The 21431-nt window shown below is 38.0% G+C and carries 19 protein-coding genes and 7 tRNA genes; 16 read left to right on the top strand and 10 right to left on the bottom strand.

The features are described from left to right. Nucleotides 1–124: 124 nt before the first annotated feature. The 4 genes from M997_RS06715 to seqA form a co-directional block, all read right to left on the bottom strand. Nucleotides 125–331 (bottom strand): YbfA family protein, encoded by a 207-nt coding sequence (locus M997_RS06715; RefSeq protein WP_064719334.1) that lies wholly within the window; start codon nucleotides 329–331, stop codon nucleotides 125–127. A gap of 431 nt (nucleotides 332–762) precedes the next feature. Then, entirely contained in the window at nucleotides 763–1245 is a 483-nt protein-coding gene (locus M997_RS06710) for a YehS family protein (protein ID WP_064719333.1), read from the bottom strand. Between the two features lie 168 nt (nucleotides 1246–1413). Beyond that, the gene (pgm, locus tag M997_RS06705; protein ID WP_064719332.1) at nucleotides 1414–3054 is read right to left on the bottom strand and encodes a phosphoglucomutase (alpha-D-glucose-1,6-bisphosphate-dependent); all 1641 of its coding nucleotides are present in this window, start codon (nucleotides 3052–3054) and stop codon (nucleotides 1414–1416) included. A gap of 74 nt (nucleotides 3055–3128) precedes the next feature. Further along, nucleotides 3129–3680, bottom strand: a complete 552-nt coding sequence (seqA, locus tag M997_RS06700) for a replication initiation negative regulator SeqA (protein WP_064719331.1) — start codon at nucleotides 3678–3680, stop codon at nucleotides 3129–3131. A 460-nt stretch (nucleotides 3681–4140) separates the two neighbouring features. On the opposite strand from seqA, the gene ybfF reads away from it, so the two are divergent. From ybfF to fur, 4 genes are all read left to right on the top strand, one after another. Further along, nucleotides 4141–4932: an esterase gene (gene ybfF / locus M997_RS06695; protein ID WP_064719330.1), complete on the top strand. Its 792-nt coding sequence runs from the start codon at nucleotides 4141–4143 to the stop codon at nucleotides 4930–4932. Between the two features lie 194 nt (nucleotides 4933–5126). Then, nucleotides 5127–5426, top strand: a complete 300-nt coding sequence (gene ybfE / locus M997_RS06690) for a LexA regulated protein (RefSeq protein WP_064719445.1) — start codon at nucleotides 5127–5129, stop codon at nucleotides 5424–5426. Between the two features lie 156 nt (nucleotides 5427–5582). Beyond that, on the top strand, nucleotides 5583–6110 hold the full coding sequence (fldA, locus tag M997_RS06685; protein ID WP_064719329.1) for a flavodoxin FldA: 528 nt from the start codon (nucleotides 5583–5585) through the stop codon (nucleotides 6108–6110). Nucleotides 6111–6298: 188 nt separating this feature from the next. Then, on the top strand, nucleotides 6299–6745 hold the full coding sequence (gene fur / locus M997_RS06680; protein ID WP_064719328.1) for a ferric iron uptake transcriptional regulator: 447 nt from the start codon (nucleotides 6299–6301) through the stop codon (nucleotides 6743–6745). Between the two features lie 80 nt (nucleotides 6746–6825). Here the strand turns inward: fur and M997_RS06675 are convergent, their stop codons facing one another. The 6 genes from M997_RS06675 to nagE all read right to left on the bottom strand — a co-directional run bounded on the left by M997_RS06675 (nucleotide 6826) and on the right by nagE (nucleotide 14872). Beyond that, on the bottom strand, nucleotides 6826–7179 hold the full coding sequence (locus M997_RS06675) for a type II toxin-antitoxin system HicB family antitoxin (RefSeq protein WP_064719327.1): 354 nt from the start codon (nucleotides 7177–7179) through the stop codon (nucleotides 6826–6828). Next, the gene (locus M997_RS06670; RefSeq protein WP_064719326.1) at nucleotides 7172–7450 is read right to left on the bottom strand and encodes a type II toxin-antitoxin system HicA family toxin; all 279 of its coding nucleotides are present in this window, start codon (nucleotides 7448–7450) and stop codon (nucleotides 7172–7174) included. The genes M997_RS06675 and M997_RS06670 overlap by 8 nt, the downstream gene beginning before the upstream one ends. A 99-nt stretch (nucleotides 7451–7549) precedes the next feature. Then, nucleotides 7550–8389: a DUF817 domain-containing protein gene (locus M997_RS06665; protein ID WP_064719325.1), complete on the bottom strand. Its 840-nt coding sequence runs from the start codon at nucleotides 8387–8389 to the stop codon at nucleotides 7550–7552. A gap of 531 nt (nucleotides 8390–8920) precedes the next feature. Further along, complete coding sequence (chiP, locus tag M997_RS06660; protein ID WP_064719324.1) at nucleotides 8921–10315, bottom strand: chitoporin ChiP; 1395 nt, start codon at nucleotides 10313–10315, stop codon at nucleotides 8921–8923. A gap of 649 nt (nucleotides 10316–10964) precedes the next feature. Then, nucleotides 10965–12632, bottom strand: coding sequence for a glutamine--tRNA ligase (glnS, locus tag M997_RS06655; RefSeq protein ID WP_064719323.1), 1668 nt, complete (start codon nucleotides 12630–12632; stop codon nucleotides 10965–10967). A 197-nt stretch (nucleotides 12633–12829) separates the two neighbouring features. Further along, entirely contained in the window at nucleotides 12830–14872 is a 2043-nt protein-coding gene (gene nagE / locus M997_RS06650) for an N-acetylglucosamine-specific PTS transporter subunit IIBC (protein ID WP_064719322.1), read from the bottom strand. A 353-nt stretch (nucleotides 14873–15225) separates the two neighbouring features. Between nagE and nagB the strand changes: the two genes are divergently transcribed. The 12 genes from nagB (at nucleotide 15226) to M997_RS06590 (ending at nucleotide 21381) form a co-directional block, all read left to right on the top strand. Beyond that, nucleotides 15226–16032: a glucosamine-6-phosphate deaminase gene (gene nagB, locus M997_RS06645; RefSeq protein WP_064719321.1), complete on the top strand. Its 807-nt coding sequence runs from the start codon at nucleotides 15226–15228 to the stop codon at nucleotides 16030–16032. Between the two features lie 125 nt (nucleotides 16033–16157). Then, nucleotides 16158–17321 carry an N-acetylglucosamine-6-phosphate deacetylase gene (gene nagA / locus M997_RS06640; protein WP_064719320.1) on the top strand — a complete coding sequence of 388 codons (1164 nt, stop codon included), beginning with the start codon at nucleotides 16158–16160 and terminating at the stop codon, nucleotides 17319–17321. A gap of 9 nt (nucleotides 17322–17330) precedes the next feature. Continuing rightward, nucleotides 17331–18563, top strand: a complete 1233-nt coding sequence (nagC, locus tag M997_RS06635; RefSeq protein WP_082918398.1) for a DNA-binding transcriptional regulator NagC — start codon at nucleotides 17331–17333, stop codon at nucleotides 18561–18563. 407 nt (nucleotides 18564–18970) lie between these two features. Then, nucleotides 18971–19047, top strand: a tRNA-Met gene (locus M997_RS06630). A gap of 8 nt (nucleotides 19048–19055) precedes the next feature. Continuing rightward, a tRNA-Leu gene (locus tag M997_RS06625) sits at nucleotides 19056–19140 on the top strand. 27 nt (nucleotides 19141–19167) lie between these two features. Next, a tRNA-Gln gene (locus M997_RS06620) sits at nucleotides 19168–19242 on the top strand. Nucleotides 19243–19287: 45 nt separating this feature from the next. Beyond that, nucleotides 19288–19362 (top strand) — tRNA-Gln (locus M997_RS06615). A gap of 45 nt (nucleotides 19363–19407) precedes the next feature. Continuing rightward, nucleotides 19408–19484, top strand: a tRNA-Met gene (locus M997_RS06610). Nucleotides 19485–19488: 4 nt separating this feature from the next. Continuing rightward, nucleotides 19489–19563, top strand: a tRNA-Gln gene (locus tag M997_RS06605). 50 nt (nucleotides 19564–19613) lie between these two features. Further along, nucleotides 19614–19698 (top strand) — tRNA-Leu (locus M997_RS06600). Nucleotides 19699–19974: 276 nt separating this feature from the next. Beyond that, the gene (locus tag M997_RS06595; RefSeq protein ID WP_006537705.1) at nucleotides 19975–20250 is read left to right on the top strand and encodes a metal/formaldehyde-sensitive transcriptional repressor; all 276 of its coding nucleotides are present in this window, start codon (nucleotides 19975–19977) and stop codon (nucleotides 20248–20250) included. A gap of 18 nt (nucleotides 20251–20268) precedes the next feature. Then, a complete protein-coding gene (locus tag M997_RS06590) occupies nucleotides 20269–21381 on the top strand; it encodes an S-(hydroxymethyl)glutathione dehydrogenase/class III alcohol dehydrogenase (protein WP_064719319.1) in 1113 nt (370 codons plus the stop codon). Nucleotides 21382–21431 lie beyond the last annotated feature (50 nt).

The following is a 21431-nucleotide window of genomic DNA, read 5'->3' as shown; positions in this document are numbered from 1 at the left end:
TTATTGTAACGTAAAAATAAGCGTTATTTGACGATAAGAAAAATAAATGAGTAATGCAAAGAATGGGCTTAAAAACGAGCGAATAAATAACGCCTACATTTGTAGGCGTTATTTAAATATTTGCTTATTTGTGGCTATCTAACGCCATTTCTGATTTTGCCAGCCAAACCGGCTTATCACTTGTTTTAGACCATACACGGTGTATATAGCTATAAAATTGAGCACGTTTAGGATGGAAAACCATAACAGGAAATGCCACAACACCTAGCGCAACCGCACCAGTACGACGGGCTAAAACATGTTTTTTTGTATATTCGTTATAAGCTGCCATAGTGTTCTCCTGCATAGAGATTAAATTAATGACTGAAATTTTATCTCATTTGATGAAATTTTACTACTGATAAGACCACTTATTTTGTGCGAAAAGTCACCTTTATTTTTCTTGATATGTAGTTATATTTCAGTATTGAAACAAAAACCAAACATTTACTTATAATTTATAACAAAAATAGAAAGGTATCTTCACTTGAGAGAGGTTGTAATAATAATTTCGATTATTAAATTATCAGAAAATAAAATAATCATACTCGCGAGGAAAATGAGAGTGTTGGTAAATAATCAGGTTACTGCTAAATAATATAAAAAGTTAATAGCCAGCATAAATTTGGAAAAGTTAGGCTATTGGTTAATTCTTTCAATAAAATACTATAAAAAATCCCTCATATTAAATGAGGGATAATTAAAATTTAAATATATTTAAACTTATTTCTTAGTGACTTTACCATCACCACGTAAGGTCATCGTTAAGCCCTTAAGAAAATATCTTACCAGCTGATCACCACAATTACGGTAGTTTTTATGACCTGGTTTACGGAAAACAGCACTCAATTCAGGTTTGGACACTCTAAAATCTGCACGCTCAAAAATATCAAGCATATCGACATCTTTTAGCTCAAAAGCAACACGTAGTTTTTTCAGCACAATATTATTAGTTATTCTGGTTTCGACTTCTGGTGCAGGGAAATTCTCATTTTTTCCACGACGGAAAAAAATTAAGCCATTTAAAAAATGTCCCATCGTATTGTCATCACATTCAACATACTCTGGCTCATCATCTTTTTTTAACCATGCATTGACTTGCTCTTTGGTTACAGTGAGATCAGCTAATTTGATAATATCAACAACCTGAGCATCACTAAGATCCAACATGTAACGAACACTACGTAAAACAAAATTATTTATCATTGTATTGATTATCCACTCTAATTTTTTATTCTAAATCAACCTCAATGATAGACATCAATGCTGTGATCTAAAAATATTTAATGATTAAAAAAATACACTCCGCCTATCGGCAGAGTGTATTTAAATTCGTTATCAACGATTTATTGCGATAATTTATTATGCAATAGATTACTTATTAGCAAAAACGTTATTCACAATTTCTATCGCTTCTTTTTCAATAAGCTCACGATGTTCAGCACCACGGAAGCTTTCGCAGTAAATTTTATAAGCTTCTTCAGTACCTGAAGGACGCGCCGCAAACCAGCCATAATCGGTCATCACTTTTAAACCACCGATAGATGCGCCATTACCCGATGCATGTGTTAAACGAGCAGTAATAGGATCACCAGCAAGTGTGCTTGCGGTTACCATTTCAGGTGACAAGCGAGATAACAACGCTTTTTGCTCATGACTTGCCGGTGCTTGAATACGGTTATAACTTGGGGAACCAAAATGTTCAGCTAGTTCATTGTAATGCTGCTGAGGATCTTTACCTGTTACGGCGGTCATTTCAGCGGCTAATAGGCATAAAATAATACCGTCTTTGTCCGTTGACCACGGCTTACCATTAAAGCGCAAGAAAGAAGCACCTGCGCTTTCTTCGCCACCAAAGCCAAATTCACCACTAAATAAACCGTTGACAAACCATTTAAAACCAACGGGCACTTCAACTAATTCACGACCTAAATCCGCCACAACACGGTCAATCATCGCACTCGAAACCAGTGTTTTACCAACTTTCACATTGTCAGACCATTGTGGACGATGACGGAAAAGATAGTTAATGGCAGCGGCTAAATAGTGATTAGGATTCATTAATCCTGATGGCGTTACAATACCATGACGGTCATAATCTGGGTCGTTAGCAAAAGCTAAATCAAATTTATCACGTAGTTGTAACAAACCTTCCATTGCCCACGGTGATGAACAATCCATTCGAATAACACCGTCATGATCCAGAGTCATAAAGCGGAAAGTTTGATCAACTTGATCGTTTACTAATTCAAGATCAAGTTCATAATATTCAGCAATACGTTTCCAATATTCGATTCCCGATCCACCTAATGGATCAACACCTAATTTCAAACCTGCTTTTTTAATCGCTTTCATGTCAACAACATCACCTAATGCAGTGACATAAGGCATTATCAGGTCTTGCTCTTGGATAAAACCACTGGCTAACGCATCGTTATAAGAAAGTCGTTTTACGCCCTTCAGCCCTTGTTCTAATAGCTCATTAGCACGTTGCTCAATAACTGACGTTAAATCTGTATCCGCAGGCCCGCCATTAGAAGGGTTATATTTAATACCACCATCTTCAGGCGGATTATGAGAAGGTGTAATAACAATACCATCAGCAATATCTTGATGGGCTTGATTGTAAGTCAAAATAGAGAATGACACAGAAGGTGTCGGCGTATAGCCATTATTTTCTTGAATAATGACTTTCACTTTATTGGCGGCAAGCACTTCTAATACAGAAATAAAGGCAGGCTCCGACAATGCGTGAGTATCTTTACCCACATAACATGGTCCAGTTACACCATTTTTAGTGCGAACTTCTGCGATAGCTTGAGCAATAGCAAGAATATGTGCTTCATTAAAGCTTTGGCGATTTGAACTACCACGATGACCTGATGTACCAAATTTCACGCGGTGAGCGCTATTGCTAACTTGCGGTTTTAGCGAATAATATTGTGCTGTTAATTGCGCAACATTAATAAGATCACTTTGGCGCGTATGCTGCCCTGCTCTTGAATGAATTGCCACAAATCTTCTCCTATTTGACATCACAATCACGCTTTAACAAAAGCCTTTGCAATGAATCAAATTAATAATAGTGTTTAGATAGTTCCACACACCTTATCAATCTCATTTGCAGGGAATTGCATGTCCTGCATAATGCTTTGTACCATCGTTCTTTTACGCTCTGTATTTGAGTTAGTGATAACCCAAAATGGCGTACCTGAAATATGACGAGGTTTAGTATGACGCCCACTATCGAGTAACGTTTGTTCATCACCCGCAAAATAAACTCGTGTGCGTCCATGTACTGTTTCAGCCGATTGAGTAAAAGTAGCACTATCTAAGTTATATAACGTAGAAAGGATCTGTAAAAAGCGATCAACGGATTTCGTTTTTTCTGCATAACTGTCAGATAACAACAATTCACGCATTTCACGGATCGGATTTTTTGCTGGTGCGACAGGTTTAGGCTCTACTTCCTGTTTAATAACAGGCGCTTGTACTGACTCAGTGACAACGACTGGCTGTACGGGCTGTGAGGCATCAAACTTAAGCAGACGCCTTAAAATATCTGAAGCGCTTTCACCGATATGTCTAGTTTCGCTAGCAATATAGCGGTAAAGTTCGTCATCAATTTCTATCTTTTTCATTGCTACCCAGTACTGTTTTAAAAAAAAAGTGATTAGGATTATAAGATATAATCTTTAAAAACAAAATAGGTAAAATTTCAATAACTTAAAGCGTATTCATTGGAAATTTAACCTTTCCAAAGCTTTAGCTCGGTATTTATCCTATTGTTTATCTCAGTATCATCTTCTATTCTTTGAAGTTATTAACACCAAGTACGACTCAACATCCTCGTCTTATGCCGCAACAACACTTAAATAATATAAAACCCTAATTATTTATTCTTGAGTAATATCAATATCGCAACAATTTAAATAACTTCAGTAGTTAAAACTATAAAAATCAACCTTCACGATATTTAATAAACTTTTTTACATAATTGCTTTTTTGCTCAATAACTCTTTTATATCACTGCCATAAGTTGGCTAACGAGATTGTGCATGTCATCATAGAGAAAAATCGCGCTAAATTTTGGTCATAACTATGAAACTGAATGCATTATTAAATTATCAATTACATCAACCAGCAACACCTCCACAAATAGAAATCAATCAAGTTCCTATTGTTTTGATTCATGGGCTTTTTGGTGATCTTAATAATTTGGGCGTATTAGCACGCGATCTGCGACAAGACAATATAGTAATACAAATTGATGTTCGTAATCACGGGCATTCACCTCACAGTAATAGCATGAATTATTTAGATATGGCACAAGATGTGATCACGCTACTTGATAGTCTAAATATAGCGAAAGCGATTGTTATCGGTCATTCTATGGGAGGAAAAATTGCTATGGCCATGACGGCACTAGCGCCGGATAGGCTGGATAAAGTCGTCGTCATTGATATGTCACCAGTAGCTTATAATGTGCGCCGCCATGATAAAATTTTTACAGCGCTTGAAGCCGTTACTGAAGCAAAAATAACTCGTCGCCAGGACGCCATAGAGATTATGCGCCCTTTTATTAATGAAGAGGGAGTTATCCAATTTCTCCTTAAATCATTTAAAAATGGTCAATGGCTATTTAATTTACCTGCATTGAAGAGTGCTTATCCACAAATTATTGGTTGGGATGATGTTTCTGCTTGGCAACACCCTATTTTATTTATTCGTGGTGGATTATCGCCTTATATACTTGATGAATATCATGATGATATTGCTCGTCAATTTCCAAAAGCAACGGGTTTTGTTGTGGCAAATACTGGACATTGGGTGCATTCAGAAAAACCAGAAGCGGTACTCAAAGCCATTCGTCGTTTTTTAGCAAAAGCTTAAATTCAAAATGCGCCTTAAAAGAACAATAATTGAATAAAATGCACGATTATTGTACTTGATGGCATGTTATATGAATAAAAACATCTTACGACAATAGGTTAAATACATGAAGCAGTGGCGGGATATCATCATGTGAGGTATTATTGGTCGTTTCACATTTGGTCATTGGTATACGCCCTTTCGCAGCAAATTTTATGGCAAAAGAACAAACTGATCGCACCACTCTGGATTTGTTCGCAAATGAACGCAGACCTGGGCGACCTAAAACAAACCCGCTTTCTCGGGATGAACAGCTTAGAATTAATAAACGCAATCAATTACGACGAGATCGAGTTAACGGGTTACGTAGAGTTGAATTGAAGTTAAATGAAGAAGCTGTGAATGCACTTAATGAGCTAGCGACAGCTAAAAATGTTAGTCGCAGTGAGCTTATTGAAGAAATATTATTGGAACAATTAGCACAAACGTATGCGTTGGAAAAACATCAACAATAAAGAATTAGCAGGAAAATCACACAAATTCGACAGAATTACCCTGCTCTTTTCGTCAAAATACGGTTTTTGGTTTTCTCTCTGAAAACATGATGTTTATCTTTGATATCATAATTGTTCAAACACAGACAAATAGAATAAAAGAGGTTATCTCACTTTATGGCAATCATAGGTATATTCTTCGGCAGTGATACCGGCAACACTGAAAATATTGCCAAAATGCTTCAAGAAAAACTGGGCGTAGATAATGCCGAAGTTCATGATATCGCAAAGTCCAGTCAAGAAGACATTGAAGCATTTGATATCCTGTTACTGGGTATTCCTACCTGGTATTATGGTGAAGCTCAATGTGATTGGGATGACTTTTTCCCTACATTAGAAGACATTGATTTTAATGGCAAACTTGTTGCGCTCTTTGGTTGTGGCGACCAAGAAGATTATGCAGAATATTTCTGTGATGCAATGGGTACAATCCGCGATATTATCGAACCTCGCGGTGCGGTTATTGTTGGTCATTGGCCAACTGAGGGTTACCATTTTGAAGCCTCTAAAGGTCTTGCAGATGATAACCACTTTATCGGTTTAGCCATAGACGAAGATCGCCAACCAGAATTAACCGAAGAACGAGTTGACGCTTGGGTTGCTCAAATCAAAAATGAAATGAGCCTCGACGAAATTCTGGGATAAGATATATTCTCAATATTGAGAATGATAATTATTCAATGGTGTGCTAAGATAGTGTGATAGGTGGGGTGTTTATTTTTAAATATCATGCCTATAATCATTAGTGTTATGTCATAATCTTAGTATTAATGAACATACAATATTTGTGAGCACATAATTAAATTCACCATTAGCAACAGGATTAAATCCGCATGACCGACAATAATAAAGCGTTAAAAAATGCTGGGTTAAAAGTTACACTTCCTCGCTTAAAGATCTTGGAAGTGCTCCAGGATCCTGAGTGCCATCATGTCAGTGCTGAAGATCTCTACAAAAAACTCATCGATATCGGTGAAGAGATTGGTCTGGCAACAGTCTATCGCGTCTTAAACCAATTTGATGATGCTGGTATTGTTACCCGACATAATTTCGAAGGTGGTAAATCAGTATTTGAACTAACTCAACAACATCACCACGATCACCTGATTTGTCTTGATTGCGGTAAAGTTATCGAGTTTACTGATGAAGCTATCGAAGTTCGTCAAAGAAATATTGCTGAGCGCCATGGTATCAAACTTTCTAATCATAGCCTTTATTTATACGGCCACTGTGCTGAAGGTAATTGTAAAGAAGATAGCCATGCACATGATGAGAAATAATTCATTCTGGATAATTTCCGCATAAAAAAAAGGAACTGTTTACAGTTCCTTTTTTATTGATTAACGCCACATACAAAATATTACCGTGTGACTAATTCACGCTCTAATAACTGAACAATGAACTGATTTTTTGAAATAGCATGAGCTGCAACTGTTGCATTTAAGCGAGCTTCTAACCAAGCAGGATAACGTAATGTAAATGCTTTAAGCTTATCTTCTTCTTTAAAAGGGGAAATCCCTTCCTCAACACAAGTTTCAATAAACTCAGTTAAAGAAATAGCGCCTTCTTTTTGTAGACCATCAATGCTATCAGCAACAAAATCGCAGTACCCATTTACATCTAAAAATTGCCCGCGGAAGGCTTTAATTTCAGATTCATAAACAACCGATGCAGGGTGCCCACTTATTATCATGATATTTGTACTTTTAATCATGCTTTACTCCTATCACATTCTCAAACCATTCACGTAAACCATTTACTGAGCCTTTATCCATTACATTGCTAGGATGGGGTTGGTGTGTTTGATAAACAGTTCCCATTAAAATAAATTTTCGTCTAGAACCATTACCATTTTTAACCTTCCCGCCAAGATTATTCATTAGGCTCTTTACATCATCCCATTTAATTCCTGACTTTGGTGGCATTGTTAGTATATCAATTAATGTTTTATAGTGTTTGGAACTCAGTTTTTTGGTCTTTATCATCACTCATTCCATTGACGTCACATGATGATATTACTTTAGCATAAGATAGCATGACGTCAATGAATGACGTCACCATAAAATGGTATAATGAACATAATTTTACTTCACTACACTAATACTGTGCTTAATATGTTTTAGATGTACCACAATGGTAAATGTCACAATCACCAGTAATGACCAAGACCCCCATTTTCCCGCATGAACCGCGGACCAAGCACCAATTTGATTAGGGTATTGCCACACACCAAAGAAAGTACCAAAATTTTCAGCTAACCAAATAAAGAAACCGATCAGCACAAATGCAAGTAATAGAGGCATCTTTCTCTCTTTATCATAAGGAGTGAAATAAACCACACTACGAGCGTACAGCCCTAATATAAAAGCAGTTAAATACCAACGATAATCGCCAATAAAATGATGAGAAAAGAAATTAATATAGATTGCGAGAGCGACTAATGTAGCTAGCCAATAAGGGGGATAATGATCTATTCGTACTTTTAAAAAACGCCATGCCTGAATTAAATAGCTCCCTACCGCTGAATACATAAATCCGGTAAATAGAGGCACTTCCCATAATTTTGTATAAGCGAAATCTGGATATTTCCATGAACCTATTGCTGCTGATGTTTTAAAGAGTTCCATAACAAAGCCAACAAGATGAAAAAAACAGATAGCTTTTAATTCATCCCATGTTTCTAACTTTCCCCATACCATCCACAATTGAAAAATAATGGCGAGAATGAGTAAAACATCATAACGGGGTATACCTAATATGCCATTACTTGGTGTGGCAAATAATATAAAAAAGAAAAAACCAGCAAATAGGCATGAGCGAGCTTCTTTAATACCAAAAAAAAGAAATTCAACAATAAAACGTTTAATACCTTTGAAGGGTTTTAATGGGGGCTCTAATAAAAAATCATCCAATCGTTTTAACATACTTCTTCCTGAAAGCCCGCATTACTTAATGCAATAAAACTCAGAATAATAAATTAGGCTCAATAAAATTGATTAGAAGAAATTTGCCACAAAAAGGATTATCTCTCAAGATTCAACAAAAGAAAAAATAAAGGTATTTACCCCCCACTACGATACCCACTCTGACTGCCTTTACTTAGGGTAAATACCTTACGCAAATATTGCGAAATAACTCACTGAAGCAGATGAAATAAACTTAATTAGCTTAAATTTATTTCTGACGACATGACATGACGACTTTTACTTCATTTCAGCCTTACTCTTTTTACTGCGTGATGGCAATGACTCTCTAACTACTCTTTCACTTCTAACCGCTTTACTTATGACTAACGTATTTGAGGATAACGTTTATCTAACCTATTACTTTTCACTTTCTGACGCTTAACTAATTATTTTGTACATTTCTTTGTTTTCATGGTCTATTTACTTCTTTTACAGCTATTTTTATTAAGGATAAAGTGCGAATGAATACACTTTATCCTCGCCATTAACTTAGAAAATAGTAAATGGCATTATTACGTTAAATTTAACGTCTTTTTCATCTTGGAATATATTACCGAAGCCACCATCGTAGCTAGGAATATCAGAGTGGTTGTCATAACGGGTATAGTGCAATTTAAACAGCGTACCTTTTGCTCGACCTTCTTGAACTGTATACATAATATCCGCATTCCATGCACTTTCTCTGATACGTTTATTTTGGTCGTAAATAGCATTCCCACTTGGTTTAGCATCCCATGCATAAATATAAGAAGTACCCACTGCCCAACCAGAAAGATCCCAGTTTTTCAGATCATACATCACACCAGCATAAAGTGCTTTTTCGCCATTGGCGTTAAAATCTGAACGACCATCCCACCAAATATCAAGACGACCATTCGATGTTGCCCAACCCGGAGTCATACGCTGTAAGAAGTAACCTTGATTCCCCTCAGCTTTAACCCAAGTACCTTCGACTTTAAAATCAAACACATTATGGGTATAACCAAAAGTTAATGCTTGTAACCATGCCAGCCCGTCATAAACATCATTAACACCGCCACCAGTGACTTTATCTTTAGCGCCGTAGAACTGATATGAAGTTCTTAATTCATTATCACCGATAGGGAAATCATAAGAAACCTTACCAAAATATTGATCAATATAACCGTCAGCTTGACCATAAGCCGCTTCTAAAACGAGACTATTTTTAAAATCGTATTTTGCGCCAAAAGAATGGAGATAACTGATATTTGTTTCTAGGTCAGCTTTACGGAAGTTATACATATTCCGATACCACGGTGCTTTGTATTCATCCGTCCACATATATGAGAACGATAACTCACCGCTTTTATCAAAATCGAAAACAGCACCCGCCTCAGCACCGCGATAAGTTCCTGGTAAGAAACTCCAATGAGGACGTAATAACGTTTGACCTTTAGGTTGGATATACCCCCCTTGGGCCCAAAAATTACCTAATTTAAATTTAGCAGCGGCTTTGTAAACACTCATGCCACTGCGGTCGCCGGTCCATTTTTCATCCCAACGACTTTTTGCATCACTAAAACCTATTTCATTCGGTGCAGCAGGCCCACTGGTATTCAGTTCTAGCGCTCCAAAAGCGGCTAAATCGATACCAATAAAATTCCCCAAATAACCCGATGAAAAATCTAAATTAGCATTAGCAGAAGAGTGGTGTAAGTTGGCTTTATATTTTCCGTGATCGGGGCTACCTGGTTCTACCTGTTTTCTATCACGGTCACGTTGCCAATAATAAAGACCCCCAGTTAAGGTCGAGTCATCAATAAATCCTTCAGCATAAGACACATGAGCAGGTAAAGCAGTTACCAGCAATGCGCCCATAACGGCAAGTGCTACCCTGCCTGGTTTAGCATGTTGCATAACCATAGCATTGTTTCCTCTTTGACTTTGACTAAAAAAGAAATAAGCACAATGCCTATTTCCAAATATAAAACCCCAAGTGGGGAAAAAACCTAAATTAGGTTAGAAACAGCATATTTTTCGCGACGCGAATTATCAACCTAAAAAATAGAATTTTTATCAAAATATGACCAAGGGCACATAACTAAAAATATGTTTCATTTGTTTTCTTTTGTGCCATATCTTCAAAATTAAATTTAATTAATTGATTTTAAATAATTTTATTAGTTAATCATTTAATGATATTAGAATTGTTTTCTACAATTAATAATAATAAGTATCTCTTATAAGAGATCTTTTTTAACAACGGAAAATATGTGGAATAAATCACATTTCACTAATTACAGTCTTATTTTGTGTAATAACCAATAAAAACAGAGGAATAAAACGCTCTAAAATTAACTATTTTAAAAGTGATTTATTATATTGATGATAGAAAATAATTAGGTTTATAAATAAACACAAATTTTATATATCAGAATAACTAGTAATACAGTAGATAAACTATTTAATAAGAAATAAAACTAAAACCATAAAATGAGAAAAACAAAAAATGCTCGATAATAAATATCGAGCATTTTATTTAATTAATTAACACTTAATGGGTAAAAATTTATCAGCCTTGCTGAGAAATCTTCGCCCAAGTATCGCGTAAACCGACGGTACGGTTGAAAACAAGTTTATCCGCAGTCGAGAGCTTATCAGCACAGAAATAACCTTCACGTTCAAACTGGTAAGCTTTTTCGATTTCAGCACCTTTCAGACTACGCTCTACAAAACCTTGACGAATAACTAATGATTCTGGATTAATCGTGGCTAAGAAATCATCTTCCGCCGCTGGGTTGGCAACGCTAAATAAACGGTCATAAAGACGAATTTCAGCAGGAATAGCATGTGGGATACTTACCCAATGAATAACCCCTTTTACTTTACGTCCATCAGCAGGATCTTTATTTAAAGTCTCTGGGTCGTAAGTACAGTAAATAGTAGTAATTTCACCTTGTTCGTCTTTCTCAACACGGACAGCTTTAATCACATAAGCATTACGTAAACGTACTTCTTTATCTAATACTAGGCGTTTATATTGACGATTGGCTTCTTCTTTAAAATCGGCACGATCAATATAAATTTCACGACTAAAAGGTACTTCACGTGTTCCCATCTCTGGCTTATTAGGATGATTAGGCGCAGTCAGGATCTCTTCGCCTTCTGGCATATTTTCAATCACTAAGCGAACAGGATCGATAACGGCCATTGCACGTGGTGCATTTTCATTTAAATCATCACGAATACAAGATTCTAACGCGGCCATTTCAACGTTGTTTTCTTGTTTGGTCACACCAATACGCTGACAAAATTCACGAATAGAACTAGCAGTATAACCACGACGGCGTAAACCAGAAATAGTCAGCATACGCGGGTCATCCCAACCTTCAACAATATGCTCTGTCACTAACTGGTTAAGCTTACGCTTAGACATTACAGTGTATTCAAGGTTAAGGCGTGAAAACTCGTACTGACGAGGATGACAAGGAATAGTAATGTTATCCAGCACCCAATCATATAAACGACGATTATCTTGGAACTCTAAAGTACACAGAGAATGTGTGATATTTTCCAATGCATCAGAAATACAATGGGTAAAATCATACATTGGATAAATACACCATTTATTACCCGTTTGGTGATGTTCTGCGAATTTAATTCGATAAAGCACAGGATCACGCATTACGATAAATGAAGATGCCATATCAATTTTTGCACGTAAACAGGCCTTACCTTCTGCAAATTCACCAGCACGCATTTTTTCAAACAGTGCTAAGTTTTCTTCTACGCTACGAGAACGATAAGGGCTATTTTTACCTGGCTCTTTTAATGTACCGCGGTATTCACGGATCTCTTCAGCACTTAGCTCATCAACATAAGCTAAGCCTTTATTGATTAGCTCTATTGCGTAATTATAAAGCTGATCAAAATAGTCAGAGGAGTAATGAATGTTACCATCCCATTGGAAACCTAACCACTGAACATCTTTTTGAATAGAATTAATATACTCAATATCTTCTTTGACTGGGTTTGTATCATCAAAACGTAAATTACATTTACCCTGGTAATCTTGAGCAATACCAAAATTTAAACAAATTGATTTCGCATGGCCAATATGAAGGTAGCCATTAGGTTCAGGTGGGAAACGGGTATGGACACTGTTATGTTTCCCTGTAGCCAGATCTTCGTCGATAATTTGACGAATAAAATTGGTTGGGCGGGCATCTGCCTCATTCATGGTCATTTTTTCCTCAAAGCAAAACGCATAATTAATCCACTATAATCCAATAAGTGGGTTTCATAAATACCCTAGCGAAATACACCGCCAAGATATTTATCAAAATAGGGATAAAAAAACGGGAAGTTTGAAAGACTCCCCGTTTTATCGTCTTATTTAACCATCTCTTTATAGAGGATTAAATATCTGTATGAAATTTATTTTAATACTTTATAGATGACCGTTTTGTTTCCAACAACGTTGCCTGATACTTGTTCTGCAATTTTATCGAAATCATCAATATTACTGACAATAACTGGGCTTATCATCGATTTAGCATTGGCATTTAAATAATCAAGATCTAATTCTAATATGCCTTGCCCTAATGTAACCTCAGAGCCTTCTTCAACTAAGCGTTTAAAGCCTTTACCGCCCAAGGTTACTGTATCAATACCCATATGAACGATAATTTCAGCCCCTTCATTAGTTTCAATACAGAATGCATGATTTGTATCAAAAATCTTGACTACAGTACCCGCCGCAGGCGCCATAACAATGTTAGATGTAGGTTTAATAGCAATACCATCACCCACAACACCACTAGAGAACGCCTCATCAGGTACATCTTTTAATGCAACAACTTCACCATCAAAAGGTGCAATCATATTGAGGACAACTTTTGCATGCGTATTTTCTTTTACTACCGCAGCCTTCTCAGTAGAAATAGAAGATGAGGCACCACCAGCATAAGCAGGAACTGGGCCTTGTGTTAATACATCACGCATTGCGCTAGCAACTAATTCTGCGCGTGTTCCAACAATAACCTGAACACTTTGCTTATTTAAACGGATAACACCTGACGCACCTAAACGTTTAGCATAAGCATCATTAACAATGCTGGAGTCTTTTACATTAAGGCGCAAGCGGGTGATACAAGCATCGATACCCGTTAAGTTATCAGAACCACCAATAGCCGCGATATATTGACGAGCTTCTTGCTGAATACCTTCTTTGCTATTTTTTGGTGCGGTTTTTACATCTTCATCGTAACCATCAGCCGTTTCATCACCAGAGACTTCATCTTCACGACCAGGTGTTTTCAGGTTGAATTTGGTGATAGTGAAACGGAATATACCGTAGTAAATGAAGAAGAAAACAATCCCCTGAACAATCAGCATATACCAGTGAACAGCTAATGGGTTACGTGATGATAAGAACATATCCACCATACCCGCACTAAAGCCGAACCCAGAAATCCACTCCATACTTGCTGCGATATAAACAGAAATCGCCATTAAGAATGCATGGATAACATATAACACTGGAGCAACGAACATAAATGAGAATTCAAGTGGCTCAGTAATCCCGGTGAAGAATGCAGCAAATGCACCCGCCATCATGATACCCGCAACTTTTGCCTTATGTTCTTTACGTGCACAGTGATAAATCGCCAGTGCAGCACCTGGTAAACCAAACATCATAACAGGGAAGAAACCCGCTTGATAACGACCCGTAACACCCACAGTAGCTAAGCCAGAATCAATAGCTTGCTGACCGGCAAGGAAGTTAGGAATATCGTTGATTCCAGCCACATCAAACCAGAATACAGAGTTTAATGCATGGTGTAAGCCAACCGGAATTAATAAACGGTTAAAGAATGCATAAATACCTGCGCCTAATGCCCCCATATCTTTAATACTTTCACCGAAGCTGACTAATCCGCCATAAATAACAGGCCAGATATACATCAAAATAAATGCAACGATGATCATTAAGAACGAAGTTAAGATTGGTACTAAACGGCGACCACTAAAGAAAGAGAGCGCACGAGGTAGTTCAACTCCACTAAAACGGTTATAAAGTTCAGCAGACAAAACCCCGACCAGAATACCGACGAATTGGTTATTGATTTTACCAAAAGCGACAGGTACTTCAGCTAGCGGAAGCCCTTTAATCATTGAAACCGCAGCAGGTGAACAGAGTGTTGTGACAACCAAGAAACCCACAAAACCTGTTAAAGCAGCAGCGCCGTCTTTGTCTTTTGACATACCATAAGCAACACCTATAGCAAACAAGACTGACATATTATCGATGATTGCAGCACCAGATTTAATCAGTAAGGCGGCTAGCGCGTTATCGCTACCCCAACCTACTGGGTCAATCCAATATCCAATCCCCATCAGTATTGCAGCTGCAGGCAGTGTAGCGACTGGCACCATCAATGCCCGCCCTATTTTCTGCAGATAACTTAAAATATTCACAAACTCCCCCTTGGATAGCCCCTATATTGGGATCTTATTCATACTCATATATATTTTATAACAAAATTGATGAGCTAATTATTTAATTCATTTTTAGTCTAAAAAAATTATTTCGTATCGCAAATTAATTAGTGCTAATTTGTGACTAAAGTCACCAATATCGTATATTTTTTGACTGAAATGCTGGCTAAGTCAGAAAGCTTATTTTATGATTAAAAATATCTTTTCAGTGTACAACACGTTCATCGACTAAAAAACGAGATAAATTCGTGTTATAGATGAGTCACTGATAATCACACGATGAAATATAACGTACTGAGTTATCAGATTTGTCTTTTTTCTATGAGGTTACTATGAGGTTAATCCCCCTATCCACAGCAAAGCAAGTGGGAAAATGGTCAGCAAATCATATCGTTGAGAGGATCAATGCGTTTAATCCAACGGCTGAACACCCTTTTGTACTTGGTTTACCTACTGGTGGTACACCATTAGCTACGTATAAAGAGTTAATTGAGTTGCATCGTGCAGGAAAAGTCAGTTTTCAGCATGTTGTTACCTTCAACATGGATGAATACATTGGTATTCCTTCTGATCATTCACAAAGTTACCGTACTTTTATGTATGAAAACTTTTTTAACCATATTGATATTAAAGATGAAAATATCAATTTATTAAATGGCAATGCATCCGATCCAACCGCAGAATGCGCGCGTTATGAGGCAAAAATTAAGTCTTATGGCAAAATCAATCTGTTTATGGGTGGTGTAGGCAACGATGGTCATATCGCATTTAATGAACCGGCTTCATCTTTAGCATCACGCACTCGCATGAAAACGCTGACAGAAGATACACGTTTAGCGAACTCTCGTTTCTTTGGTAATGATATTAATCAAGTACCTAAATATGCACTTACCGTAGGTGTAGGTACGTTGTTAGACGCCGAAGAATTAATGATTTTGGCAACGGGTTTCAATAAAGCGCAAGCTGTTCAAGCAGCAACTGAAGGCGCAGTGAATCATATGTGGACGATTTCTTGTGTTCAATTACATCCAAAAGCACTTTTAGTCTGTGATGACCCAGCCACAATGGAATTACGTGTTAAAACATTACGTTATTTTCAACAAATCGAAGCGCTAGAGTGTCAGAAATACCAAGATTAAGTTTAGTGATAAAGTACCCAATTTATTAAATTGGTGGAAAAAGACTAAACTCTCTTTATTATCAGCCAGTCTTTTCTGGCTGATATCGGATTTTCGATTTACTTCCCTTATCAGGAGACTAAGGTATGTTTGCCTTAACAAATGCTGTTATTTATACAGGTTATGACCGTTTAGAAAATCACGCCATTATTATTAACGGCTCCCGTATTGAGCAGATTTGTCCACAGGACCAACTGCCAGAAAACATTACCGTCCGTGATATGAAAGGTGCAATTCTTTCGCCTGGTTTTATTGATTTACAAGTCAATGGCTGCGGTGGTGTGCAATTTAACGATACACCAGAAAATGTCACCGTTGAAACGTTAGAAATTATGCAAAAAGCCAATGAGCGCTTAGGTAGCACAAGTTATCTACCTACTTTAATTACCTGTTCTGATGAGTTAATGAAAATAGGGATTGAAGCAACTCGTACCTATATGAAGAAACATAAAAATAAGGTATTAGGTCTGCATTTAGAAGGCCCTTATATTAATGTGATTAAAAAAGGGACCCACGATCCTCAATTTATTCGCCAGCCAAGTACTGAGATGATTGACTATTTGTGTCATAACGCCGACGTTATTACTAAAATCACTCTTGCACCTGAAATGGTTGATGAAAAATATATCCGTCAATTAATTCAAGCAGGCATTGTTGTTTCAGCTGGCCATTCTAACTCTACATATGAAGAAGCTCGTAAAGGATTCCGTACGGGGATTTCATTATCGACCCATCTTTATAATGCCATGCCTTATATTACAGGCCGAGGTCCAGGCTTAGTTGGCGCTATTTATGATACACCAGAGGTATATGCTGGTATAATTGCCGACGGCTTACATGTTTCATGGGCAAATATTCGTAACAGTAAACGTTTAAAAGGCGAAAAGCTGCTCTTAGTAACGGATGCAACCGCACCTGCTGGGCTAGATCCTAATAAAAATGAGATGGATAGCTTCGTTTTCGCAGGAAAAACCATATATTATCGTAATGGTCTTTGTGTTGATGCTGATGGCACATTAAGTGGCTCATCGCTTACCATGATTGATGCGATAAAAAATAGCGTTATTCATGTTGGCATTCCATTAGATGAAACATTGCGAATGGCAACACTTTATCCTGCTCGAGCTATCGGCGCTGATAAAGAACTAGGCACAATTGAAGCAGGAAAGGTTGCTAACCTCACTTCATTTGATAAGGACTTCAACCTTTGTACTACTTTTGTCAATGGTATTGAAATAACAGATAACTAATGGGTGTATATGCTGATGAGTCATAACAACACTGAAACGCAAATTGGCAATATCGATCTTGTTAAGCAACTTAACAGTGCGATAGTTTACCGGCTAATTGATCAACACGGGCCGATTTCCCGTATCCAAATTGCCGAACAAAGTCAGTTGGCCCCTGCCAGTGTCACTAAGATTACTCGTCAGCTACTAGAGCGCGGATTAATTAAAGAAGTTGATCAACAAGCTTCAACCGGCGGGCGTCGTGCAATTTCTATTGTCGTTGAGCATCGTAACTTCAATACAGTGAGTGTGCGTTTAGGACGTAACGATGTCACTCTTGCGCTTTATGATCTTTCAGGCAAAGTGTTGGTTGATCAGCACTATCCTATCGAACAAAGCACTCAGCATGAAATAGAACTACGACTCATTAATGCTATTGATGATTTTATTAAACAAAATCAACGTCGCATTCGTGAGCTTATTTCTATTTCAGTGATTTTGCCGGGATTGGTTGATCCTAATAAAGGAATTGTCCGTTATATGCCTCATATGAAGGTGGATAATTGGGCATTAGTTGAAAGCCTAGAAAAACGCTTTAACCTTCCTTGTTATGCGGGACACGATATTCGCAGCCTAGCCTTAGCAGAAAATTACTTTGGTGCTACCCGCAATTGTGAAGACTCCTTATTAGTGCGCATTCATCGAGGTGCCGGTGCTGGTGTTATTATTAATAATAAGATCTTACTCAACCAACGAGGCAACTTAGGCGAAATTGGCCATATCCAAATAGATCCTCTTGGTGAGCGATGCCACTGTGGTAATTTTGGTTGCTTAGAAACAATAGCTTCGAATCCCGCGATAGAAGCAAAAGTACGCTACCAGCTGGAACAAGGCTATCCAAGCCAGTACTTATCGCCAACGCAATGTCAAATCCAAGACATCTGCCGTGCGGCAGTAAAAAATGATCCATTGGCCGTTGAGACGATTAAACAAGTAGGCTTACATTTAGGTAAAGCGATAGCCATTGCCATCAACTTATTTAATCCACAAAAAGTTGTACTTGCAGGTGAGTTAACAGAAGCTGCTGAAATATTATTCCCTTCTATTCAAAGCTGTATTAACACACAAGTGTTAAAGGAATTTAGAGAAGAACTACCGGTGGTAATTTCAGAGCTTGACCATCGTTCTGCAATTGGTGCCTTTGCACTAACAAAACGAGCGATGCTCAATGGAGAACTTCTCCAGCACCTACTAGAAAAGTAACTTTTTAACTTAAAACCAGCCATTGTAAGAAAAACAAGAAATTTATGCTGTTTGAGAGCTGAAATTGTTTAATATTCAGCAAGTAACTACAGAATATAATAAATAAGCGCAGCTATTTTTACTGTGCTTTTTTTATTTAGCCATTTCATCGCTTTCTTACGCCATATTAATACTGGCCGCTTCTCTTATTCCTTTGTTTTTTCTTTTTATTAAATTCTTCTCACCGCATTTTTTTATTATATTTTTCATCAGCAAGGTTGTTTTTTGGATCTTTTTTCGACAAAATGATTAACCATCGAGCAAACGGACACGTTTCTTGAAAATTAATGCAAAAAGCAGTTGACGGAATTGTCTGTAATACGCATAATGCGCCCCGCAACGCCGACGAAGGTTATGCAAAAAAAGATGGCTACGTAGCTCAGCTGGTTAGAGCACAACACTCATAATGTTGGGGTCACAGGTTCGAATCCCGTCGTAGCCACCATCTTTTTTGCGGGAGTGGCGAAATTGGTAGACGCACCAGATTTAGGTTCTGGCGCCGCAAGGTGTGCGAGTTCAAGTCTCGCCTCCCGCACCATTTTAACCATCGTCAGATTTTATCAGTTGGGATATCGCCAAGCGGTAAGGCACCAGGTTTTGATCCTGGCATTCCCAGGTTCGAATCCTGGTATCCCAGCCATATTACTGATAAAATCGCTCACGTGTTGACAACTGAATTAGCGGATGGGATATCGCCAAGCGGTAAGGCACCAGGTTTTGATCCTGGCATTCCCAGGTTCGAATCCTGGTATCCCAGCCATATTCTGCTGAATTCAATAATAGTGAGAGGTAAAATTCTCCTATTGGCTATGTAGCTCAGCTGGTTAGAGCACAACACTCATAATGTTGGGGTCACAGGTTCGAATCCCGTCATAGCCACCATTTTTGGGATATCGCCAAGCGGTAAGGCACCAGGTTTTGATCCTGGCATTCCCAGGTTCGAATCCTGGTATCCCAGCCATATTTGAAAGAGAGACTCGCTGAGCGAGTCTTTTTTTCTCCAAGTTGTATGCGGGAGTGGCGAAATTGGTAGACGCACCAGATTTAGGTTCTGGCGCCGCAAGGTGTGCGAGTTCAAGTCTCGCCTTCCGCACCATTGATTATCAAGTGTTTAGCGCAACATAGTGTTAATCACACAATCAACAAATAAGACTCGCAATAGCGGGTCTTTTTTGTTTTTGTCACTTTATCGTTTGATGTTTAACAATATTCTTAACACTATCTCTTTCTTCTCTTACTTTTTGATATTTTTTATCATCAATACCTCTATCTAATTTTAATTGTCTAAGTTCTTTTTATGCTTTTTTTGATCTTTCTGTACATATATTCATACGGATACTATACTCCCCTACAGTATAAAAAAGGATTATATATGCCACACTCACCAGCAGAAAAAAAAGCCGCGTTAACTCGCGTCAGAAAAATCAAAGGACAGCTTCTAGCCTTAGAAACTGCACTTGAAAATGAAAATGAATGCAGTCAGGTACTACAACAAATCGCTGCAATTCGAGGCGCTATTAATGGCCTGATGGCGGGTGTGCTTGAAAGTCATCTACGAGAGGGGTTAATGGATGCCGTCGCTTCTCCTGAAGACCAAAAAAACTCTGTGGATGATGCCATATCACTTATCCGCACTTACCTGCGTTAATAACTAAAAGGATACAACATGAAATCTCGTGCTGCGGTCGCATTTGGACCAGGAGAACCTTTAAAGATTGTCGAAGTCGATGTTATGCCACCTAAAGCGGGTGAAGTACTGGTTAAAGTCAGTCACTCCGGGGTTTGTCATACGGATGCCTTTACGCTATCAGGAGATGATCCTGAAGGTGTATTTCCGGCCATTTTAGGTCATGAAGGTGCTGGTGTCGTCGTTGAAGTCGGTGAAGGTGTTACCAGTGTAAAACCTGGTGATCACGTTATTCCACTGTATACCGCTGAATGCGGCGAGTGCTTATTTTGCAAATCAGGTAAAACCAATCTTTGTGTCGCCGTACGAGCAACGCAAGGTAAAGGCTTAATGCCGGATGGCACAACACGATTTTCTTATAATGGACAACCTATTTATCACTATATGGGATGTTCTACCTTTAGCGAATACACCGTTGTGGCAGAAGTCTCTCTTGCCAAAATTAACCCAGAGGCTAATCACGAAGAAGTATGTTTATTAGGTTGTGGGGTTACAACAGGCATTGGTGCAGTTCATAACACAGCAAAAGTACAAGCGGGTGATTCTGTTGCTGTCTTTGGTTTAGGTGGCATTGGCCTTGCTGTTATTCAAGGCGCACGCCAAGCCAAAGCAGGTCGCATTTTTGCTATTGATACGAATCCTGAAAAATTCACGCTAGCTCGTCAATTCGGTGCAACAGATTGTTTAAACCCTAATGATTACGATAAACCTATTCAAGAAGTCATTGTTGAAATGACACAATGGGGTGTTGATCATACTTTTGAATGTATTGGCAATGTCAATGTTATGAGAGCAGCTTTAGAAAGTGCACACCGTGGTTGGGGGCAATCAATCATTATTGGTGTAGCGGGTGCAGGTCAAGAGATCTCAACACGCCCATTCCAATTAGTTACGGGTCGTTCATGGAAAGGTACTGCATTTGGTGGCGTTAAAGGCCGCAGTCAATTACCAGGCATGGTTGAAGACGCAATGAAGGGTGAAATTGAACTAAAACCTTTTGTTACTCATACATTACCATTAGAAAAAATTAATGAAGCCTTTGATTTAATGCATGAAGGCAAATCAATCCGCACTGTTATTCATTTCGATTAATCATTCACAGATCCGTTGCTTACCTAACGGATCTGTCTTTGCTTTTAAGG

The sequence above is a fragment of the Proteus hauseri ATCC 700826 genome, assembly GCF_001654965.1.
GTDB classification, from domain to species: Bacteria; Pseudomonadota; Gammaproteobacteria; order Enterobacterales; family Enterobacteriaceae; genus Proteus; species Proteus hauseri.
The sequence above is the reverse complement of the archived record's forward strand: the minus strand, read 5'-3'. Positions and strand labels throughout refer to the sequence as shown.

Coding starts and splice junctions, on each gene's coding strand:
- M997_RS06715 (WP_064719334.1), bottom strand. CDS start 331: ATGGCAGCTTATAACGAATATACAAAAAAACATGTTTTAGCCCGTCGT.
- M997_RS06710 (WP_064719333.1), bottom strand. CDS start 1,245: ATGATAAATAATTTTGTTTTACGTAGTGTTCGTTACATGTTGGATCTT.
- seqA (WP_064719331.1), bottom strand. CDS start 3,680: ATGAAAAAGATAGAAATTGATGACGAACTTTACCGCTATATTGCTAGC.
- ybfF (WP_064719330.1), top strand. CDS start 4,141: ATGAAACTGAATGCATTATTAAATTATCAATTACATCAACCAGCAACA.
- ybfE (WP_064719445.1), top strand. CDS start 5,127: ATGGCAAAAGAACAAACTGATCGCACCACTCTGGATTTGTTCGCAAAT.
- fldA (WP_064719329.1), top strand. CDS start 5,583: ATGGCAATCATAGGTATATTCTTCGGCAGTGATACCGGCAACACTGAA.
- fur (WP_064719328.1), top strand. CDS start 6,299: ATGACCGACAATAATAAAGCGTTAAAAAATGCTGGGTTAAAAGTTACA.
- M997_RS06675 (WP_064719327.1), bottom strand. CDS start 7,179: ATGATTAAAAGTACAAATATCATGATAATAAGTGGGCACCCTGCATCG.
- M997_RS06670 (WP_064719326.1), bottom strand. CDS start 7,450: ATGATAAAGACCAAAAAACTGAGTTCCAAACACTATAAAACATTAATT.
- M997_RS06665 (WP_064719325.1), bottom strand. CDS start 8,389: ATGTTAAAACGATTGGATGATTTTTTATTAGAGCCCCCATTAAAACCC.
- chiP (WP_064719324.1), bottom strand. CDS start 10,315: ATGGTTATGCAACATGCTAAACCAGGCAGGGTAGCACTTGCCGTTATG.
- glnS (WP_064719323.1), bottom strand. CDS start 12,632: ATGAATGAGGCAGATGCCCGCCCAACCAATTTTATTCGTCAAATTATC.
- nagB (WP_064719321.1), top strand. CDS start 15,226: ATGAGGTTAATCCCCCTATCCACAGCAAAGCAAGTGGGAAAATGGTCA.
- nagA (WP_064719320.1), top strand. CDS start 16,158: ATGTTTGCCTTAACAAATGCTGTTATTTATACAGGTTATGACCGTTTA.
- nagC (WP_082918398.1), top strand. CDS start 17,331: ATGCTGATGAGTCATAACAACACTGAAACGCAAATTGGCAATATCGAT.
- M997_RS06595 (WP_006537705.1), top strand. CDS start 19,975: ATGCCACACTCACCAGCAGAAAAAAAAGCCGCGTTAACTCGCGTCAGA.
- M997_RS06590 (WP_064719319.1), top strand. CDS start 20,269: ATGAAATCTCGTGCTGCGGTCGCATTTGGACCAGGAGAACCTTTAAAG.